Origin of the sequence: Roseateles sp., assembly GCF_044373315.1 — a bacterium.
Classification (GTDB): domain Bacteria; phylum Pseudomonadota; class Gammaproteobacteria; order Burkholderiales; family Burkholderiaceae_C; genus JACDQM01.
On the sequence record NZ_JBILQK010000134.1, the window covers coordinates 1 to 6,938 of the forward strand.

6 protein-coding genes are annotated in these 6,938 nt (G+C 60.3%); 3 read left to right on the forward strand and 3 right to left on the reverse strand.

Annotated elements, in window-relative coordinates; all coding sequences use genetic code 11:
• Both ACIQ67_RS18570 and ACIQ67_RS18575 read right to left on the reverse strand, forming a co-directional pair.
• On the reverse strand, positions 1-230 hold a 230-nt coding region (locus ACIQ67_RS18570), incomplete at its 3' end, for a M81 family metallopeptidase (RefSeq protein ID WP_397535868.1).
• Between the two features lie 33 nt (positions 231-263).
• Positions 264-2,540 (reverse strand): TonB-dependent receptor, encoded by a 2,277-nt coding sequence (locus ACIQ67_RS18575; protein WP_397535863.1) that lies wholly within the window; start codon positions 2,538-2,540, stop codon positions 264-266.
• A gap of 232 nt (positions 2,541-2,772) precedes the next feature.
• On the opposite strand from ACIQ67_RS18575, the gene ACIQ67_RS18580 reads away from it, so the two are divergent.
• On the forward strand, positions 2,773-3,660 hold the full coding sequence (locus ACIQ67_RS18580; RefSeq protein ID WP_397535864.1) for an alpha/beta hydrolase: 888 nt from the start codon (positions 2,773-2,775) through the stop codon (positions 3,658-3,660).
• Entirely contained in the window at positions 3,657-5,459 is a 1,803-nt protein-coding gene (locus ACIQ67_RS18585; RefSeq protein WP_397535865.1) for a CocE/NonD family hydrolase, read from the forward strand. The genes ACIQ67_RS18580 and ACIQ67_RS18585 overlap by 4 nt, the downstream gene beginning before the upstream one ends.
• Positions 5,460-5,488: 29 nt before the next feature.
• On the opposite strand, the gene ACIQ67_RS18590 is transcribed toward ACIQ67_RS18585, so the two are convergent.
• On the reverse strand, positions 5,489-6,517 hold the full coding sequence (locus ACIQ67_RS18590) for a helix-turn-helix transcriptional regulator (RefSeq protein WP_397535866.1): 1,029 nt from the start codon (positions 6,515-6,517) through the stop codon (positions 5,489-5,491).
• Between the two features lie 171 nt (positions 6,518-6,688).
• On the opposite strand from ACIQ67_RS18590, the gene ACIQ67_RS18595 reads away from it, so the two are divergent.
• A partial coding sequence (locus ACIQ67_RS18595) for an FAD-dependent oxidoreductase (RefSeq protein ID WP_397535867.1) occupies positions 6,689-6,938 on the forward strand: 250 nt, incomplete at its 3' end.

Consider the following 6,938-nt stretch of genomic DNA (forward strand, 5'->3'; position numbering starts at 1 on the left):
CGCAAAGTCGGGCCGGCTGGCTGGGCGACAGCGCAAACGCTCTCCACAAAAGCATGCCCGTCTGCTTCCGCCAGCCCACGCAAGGTAGCGAGCATCAAGCCTGTACCTTTGGGCGCCAACCTGCTTGCGTCACCGCGGTAAATGCCGTTCTCAGCGAAAGCCGCCAGGCCGGTAGGCGCCGGCGAGAAGGTGTTTGTTTCGGTGGCCAACTCAGCCGCAAATAGTTTCATAGGTGCAAGTCCGTTTGACAGGCTCAAATGAACTCAAAATGCCACTGCGGCAGTGACGCCAAACGTCCGCGGCTGCCCAACGCTGATATAGGTTTGGCCGGGCAAGGAGCCAAGTGGATAGCTGCCAAGCTGAGGGCGCGCGTCAAAGAGATTCCGCAAGTACACGGAAACGTTGACTCGGTTCCAGTCCAGACCAGCCTGGAGATCTGTCAATGCATAGGCTGGCAATGCATAGTCAGGCGCCAAGGGGCTGCCGGCGAATCCCGCGCGGCGGTCGCCCACATATCGTTGTGCCACGGATGCGTACGCAGGCATTCCGCCAAGCGCAAAGCCGTAGCGTGCGGACAGGCTGGCAGAAAACCTTGCGCTGCTTGGCATGCGATCTCCCGCCTTGCCATTCAGACCGGCCCAATCTTCTAGCAAACGCCCATCAATGGCGGCGCCGCTCGCACTCATCGAGAACTCTTGAGTAGCCCGGTATGTTGCAGCGAACTCAGCACCTCGAACTCGGGCGGCACCTCCGTTCATGATGACACTCAACCCCTTGACCGAGCTCATCTGCTGAACGTTCTTCCACTCGATGTCATACGCAGCGAGCTCCAGCGACAGCCTCCGGTCCAGGTAGTCGGCCTTGTAGCCCAGCTCGTAGCTACTGAGGGTGTCGGGGCCGAAGAACCCTGGGGCAAGGGGCTTGCCACTTGCGTCAACGATCACAGTGTTCGGCCCACCAGGGCGGTAGCCGGTGGCGTATCGGACGTAGACACTGCTACTCGGGTTCAATGCATAAGAGCCGGTCAGCAACTGCGTCTGGCTCGAGTCGGAAGACTCGCCCACGCGAGCCACTGGTTCAAAGAGAATCCCACCTGAGATCTGAGTCACTGACTGGCGATTCTTGGCCGAACGCAGGCCCGCAGTAAGTGACAGTCCATTCTCGAACTTCCAGGTTGCGTTCCCGTAGGCAGCCGTCTCGCGATAGGTGCTAGGCACGTCTGCCAGCAGCAATTGGGGCCCCTGCGCACCGCCAGGCATGATGGTGCTGACCACTTGGTGCTGAGCCGCAGCTTCCCGCGCAGAAAACAGGCCCACCAACCACTCAAAACGCTTGTCGGACTTCGAGGTGAACCGAAGCTCCTGCGTGTCCTTTGTCTGGGTCAGGGTGTTCAAGAAGGGGACCCCAGCTGCCTTAAGGCCCATCTGTGCGAGCAGCGGCAAGTACTGTTCGCTGAGGTCTCCGGTGACAGGCATGCGTGACGCCTGATGCGACACGATCAGATTCAACCGCGCGCCGTTGATGCCGTACTCCAGGTCAGCGCTGTAGAGGTTCAAGCGCGGTGCAACGTGTTCAGGGACAAACTGACGTCGCACGAGATCACCTATTGCAACTCGCCCGTTTGCAGTTTCATAGGTAACGAGGTCCCTTCCCTCTCTTTCGAGAATCTGCTGAGTGGCGGTCAGGCGCACCTTCAGATGGCGCGTTGGCGTCAGCAGCAGCGACGCGCGCGCGCCGCGAGTCTGCCCTCGATTGACGTCGCGCCCTGCCGCCGCGCCAATCGCATCGACGTACCCGCCGGCACGGTCGCTGAATGCGGCCACGCGCAGACCGGCGACGCCAGACTGCAGAGGGACGTTGATGACGCCATTCACAGTCGATCCTGGGCGTCCAAAACGTATGCTTGAAGCTCCAAGCGCCAGCTTTCCGGACAGATCGTAGGTGTCGGGCTCAGTCGTCACATACTTCAGGAGCCCACCCATGGCGCCTGCGCCGTAGAGGGTTCCTTGCGGCCCGCGAAGAATCTCGATGTGACTCAGATCCAGCAGGGCCATATCCAAAGACGTGATTCCGCCAGCCCCCCAGGCCCCACTCGACCCAGTGGCGACTTCGTCCACGTAGACGCCGACCGTCCCTGTCGTCTGTTGTCCAGTGCTCACCCCCCGCATACTCACACCGCCAAGCCCCGGAGAACCTTGAGAGTTCAAATCAATGCCAGGCTGAGCCGACAGGTAGTCAGCCAATGACTTCGCTCCGCTATCTTGCAACGCATCGGCTTGAAGCACATTGACCTGCATGGGAACCTCGCGAATCGGCTCGCGCCGGCGAGTTGCGCTGACCACAACGATGTCCAACTGCTTGGAGACTTCTACGGCGCGCTTTTCGGCGACCTGGCGACCGTCAGTTCCAGTCGCAGCAGTGGCCCCAACCTCGGCAGTACCTGCCGACTGGGCAAGTGCGGGAAACGCTAGCAACGCTGAGCACACTGCTGCAGCAAGTGGTGCAAGAACGGCAGTGCAAGTGGTGGATGCAGCAATCATGAGGTCTCCGGGGTTGTTGGTTTGACCACAATTTATTGGCACCTCCACCATCGCACTTCGGCAAGGCAAGGCCAGACTTAGGCGTCTTGATGGATGTGCGCAGGGCGCATGCCCCCTTCGCGAGGAGCTCACGCGGACCGATCGACAGGAAGACTAAGCACAAGCCCAGCACGCCACAGCCCATGCGATCCGCGACTTCTACATTGGGTCTACCCCTTCACGGAGATTGCCGATGTCAGACCCGCATCCCACTCACACCATCGCGTGCACCCAAGTTCACTATCTTCAATCCCACCACGTCGGAGATGAGTTCAAACTGTTTGTGGCGACGCCTTGGACACCCACCATGCCAGGCCAAAAGATCCCGGTGATCTTCGCTCTGGACGCGAACGCCCAATTTGGAACGGTCGTTGAAACCGCTCGGTCACTTCAGTTCGGTGGAGAGTTGCCCGCTTGCTACGTCGTCGGCATCGGCTACCCGAGCGACCAATTGCTGGACATCTTTGCCTTGCGCTCTCGGGACTACACGCCGACGTCTTCCCCCAGCTTTGAAACGCTCTATCCGCAGACCATGGGTTCAACAGCCCGATGGCAAACCGGCGGAGCAGCAAGATTCCTGCGCTTCATCCGCGATGAACTAAAGCCCTGGGTCGGGGCCAATCTGCCCGATGCAGATCCGGATGACACGACCATTGCAGGTCTGTCTTTTGGCGGCCTGTTCGCAACCTACACCCTGCTGAATGCCCCGGACACCTTTCAACGGTACATCGCATGCAGCCCATCGCTGCTGTACGACGGCGAAGTCATGCTGATGCAGGAGCGCGAGCTGGCTGAGGGGCGCAGTGACTTGAGCGCGCGAGTCTTCATGGCTTGCGGAGCACTGGAGTCGGAGGAAGAGATGAACAAGTTCCTCGACACGCAGCCGCCTGCGCTCAAGGAACTGTTGCAAAGGCTATGGCGCCCGCGAATGGTGGAACTGGTGCTTCCCTTTGTGGAGCAGTTGCATCAGCGCGGCTATCCGAGCCTCGAGCTGGAGCACATGGTCTTTGAGAACGAACACCATATGTCGGTGTATCCAGCTGCGCTGAGCCGCGGTTTGCGTGAGGTGTTCAAGCCATGAGCAAAGAAGCAGGCACCGCATCCAAAGGCAGCAAAGCCACGAGTTCGATGTCGGTACTCGAGAACGCGGGGAGCAATGGCGGACCGACCGTCGAGGCCATGCCCTTGCCGAACCTACGGGTGCGGCTTCCGATGCGAGACGGCGTTCAGCTTGACACCAGCGTATGGCTGCCTTCGGACCAGGGCCCGGCGCCGGCCATCCTCTTTCGAACACCCTACAGACAGCACATCATGGGGTGGCGTAGATTGGGGATTCTGCGATACGTGCAGTCCGGCTATGCCGTGGTGTTTCAGCTCATTCGAGGCATCGGCGATTCAGAGGGCACGTTCACGTTCAACAGCCCGCACGAGCGCCTGGATGGCTTCGACACGGTGGAGTGGATCGCACGTCAGACGTGGTGCGATGGAGCGGTCGGCATGGACGGCGCTTCTTACGTTGGCATGACCCAGCTCGCTGCCGCAGCCGAGCGCCCGCCGCATCTGAGATGCATCGTGCCGTGCGTGCCCTCGGTGGATTTCTTCCGCGAGATCCCATACATGGGCGGGATCTTCAGTCGGCTGCACTCGATCAACTGGACCAACCTGCTCCAGATCGATTCACTGGCCGAGGCAAAGGGGGGCTTTGCAAGTCCCGGACCGATCCTGAGCCAACCCGAGTGGTTGCAGCGCATGCGATCACGCCCCTTGATCGACGCGGCGGATGGCGTCCTCACTGGCACCAGGCTGGAGCACTACAAAGACATTCTGGCCCACCCTCGCTTTGATGAATGGTGGAACCAACGCAGCCTTTCTTCGGCCGATTACCGGAACATCGATCTTCCCTGCCTGGTCGTCAGCGGCAACTTCGACCTTTGCATCGGTGCGCTCACGCTGTGGCGCCAGATGGAGGCACATGCCGCGCACCCAGAGCAACGCCAACTCCTCATCGGTCCATGGGACCATGGTCAATCGTACGTCGGGGGTGGCAAGCAATACGGCCCGTACGACTTCGGCGACGCGGACCGCGTGGATCCAATGGATTTGCGACTGGCGTTCTTCGATCAGCACTTGCGCGGGAAAGGCAAGGCGCCGGTACTGCCGTCACGGGTGCAACTCTTCGTCACCGGAGCGAACCAATGGGTGGGCTTCGATGAATACCCGCCAAGGGAAACAACAGCTCACACACTGTACTTGCGAAGCGACGGACGCGCCAACTCCGCCCGGGGCCAGGGATGGCTGCACAGGGAAGCGCCAACGCCCCACGAAATGCCGGATCATTTCATCGCCGACCCCACTCTGCCGTTTTCGCCAGCGCTGTTCGCTGCAGATCCGTTCCAGTTGGACCTGCGCGAGTTCGAGCGCTGCCACGACATTCTTTGCTACAGCGGCGCTGCGCTGGAACAGCCCTTGACCCTAATTGGCGAAGCCGGGCTGCACTTGCACATGGCGGCAGACACGCCTGACTGCGACGTGATCGCACAGCTTGCCGAACGGCGCTCTGACGGCCAGGTCATTCGATTGGCCTTTGCCACGCTGCGCCTGCGATACCGGCAAGGCAAGGACAAGGAGCTGCTGCTCACACCGGGCCAACCAGTGGAGGTCAAGCTGCCCTTCACCTATATCGCGCACCAACTCCCCGCTGGCAGCAGTCTGTGTCTGTTCATAGGAGGCACCTTGTTTCCGCTGCTGGATCCAAATCCAAACACAGGCGAGCCGATCGCAACAGCCGTTGAGATGCGATGTGCGACCACAACCATCTTCCACGCTGGCCAACGGGCGTCATCGCTCACATTGCCGGTGCTAGCGCATGCAGGCAGCTGACGTTCAATAGATAGAGCGGGCGCGGCACACTAAGCCGCGTCGCTTGTTTCGTTGGCCAGCAACGCGGTCGGTGTGCAGCCGAAGTAGTCGCTGAACGCGCTAGTAAAGCTGCTGTGGTGCTGATAACCCACACGGTACGCCACCTGCGCAATGCCGAGCCCTTCCTTCGTCAGCAGCTCACGCGCTTTCTCCATGCGTTGGCGCAGCGCGTACTCTGCGATGGTGCAGCCCACCTCGGCCTTGAACTCGCGCATGAGCTTGCTTTGATTAACACCTATCTTTGACGCCAGCTCTGCGATGGTTGGCGGATTGTCATACCGCAGCTCCAAGAGAGCTCGAGCATCCTGCACTTGACGATGTTCCTTGAGCTTGACCACGGGACGTGAGCTCGCACCAGATGCTGGCAGAAGTGGCTCCAGCAATTCACACATCAGCTCGAGCGTCTTGGCTTCGAATCGGAGCAAGGCCAATGGACGATCAAAATCAATCTCCAGGAGTTCTTGAGCGACGCGCTGGCTGCGAGCGCTGATGGCGGACACCCGCAGGCCGCCAAAGCACTGTCGAATGGCTGCAGACCCACCTGCGATGTGGAACTCCTCAGCGAGCCGATCGGGATCGCAAACCACACGCACGGTGCGAACAGACACACCAGCAAACATCTGGGCAAAGTAGATCCGGCGGCTGTCTGTGATGCCGGTCACGACTTGTCCGGCATTGACGGGCATTGGCCCGTGCCCTGCTTGGTTCGAACCAATGATCAGCTGTCCGGAAATGACCAGGTTGAAGGACAACATGTCATTGCCGTCTACGCTATTGAGGATGTGAGCCTCACTGTCGCTGCAGCCCACACTCGCCACGATGCCATGTCCGAGACGGCACAGATAGCCCTGCGCTCGGCCGCCGGGATATTCCGAACGCAGCTTGGCGACGGCCGGCGCCAATGGCGTCAATCGGTGGACCATGCCAGCCGGGGCCAGAGACATTTCCGGCCAAGTTCCCATGCGCCCAAACATGGCAGGCGACAGATCGACCGAACGGAAACGAACCACAACTGACATGTCCACCTCTGATGCGCGCAAAGCTCCGGATGAGCACTGAGGTGCAATGTAAACACGAAAAGCTCTGAAACGGCACCTTCACACCCGCATTGCTTAGGCCATCTGATCTCGCACTTAGCCGGAGCTGGCACGGCTCACTCAAAGCTCCATGAGGCAACTAGAGTGCAGCACATGACGAGCAACACAGAGTTTGAGTACAGCGGTCGTTTCGACGTGGCGATCGTGGGCGCAGGAATCGCTGGAGCCTCACTTGCCTACGAACTGTCGTCGCGGTGCAGGGTCTTGCTTCTGGAGCAAGAAAGCCAGCCCGGCTACCACACCACCGGAAGATCGGCTGCGCTATTCAGCGAAATCTACGGCAATCAGACCATTCGTGCGTTGACGCGCGCCTCTCGCCGCATGCTCGAGTCCCCGCCCGCGG

Excerpts from the sequence above, each read along its gene's own strand:
- ACIQ67_RS18575 (WP_397535863.1), bottom strand. The coding sequence starts at position 2,540 with ATGATTGCTGCATCCACCACTTGCACTGCCGTTCTTGCACCACTTGCT.
- ACIQ67_RS18580 (WP_397535864.1), top strand. The coding sequence starts at position 2,773 with ATGTCAGACCCGCATCCCACTCACACCATCGCGTGCACCCAAGTTCAC.
- ACIQ67_RS18585 (WP_397535865.1), top strand. The coding sequence starts at position 3,657 with ATGAGCAAAGAAGCAGGCACCGCATCCAAAGGCAGCAAAGCCACGAGT.
- ACIQ67_RS18590 (WP_397535866.1), bottom strand. The coding sequence starts at position 6,517 with ATGTCAGTTGTGGTTCGTTTCCGTTCGGTCGATCTGTCGCCTGCCATG.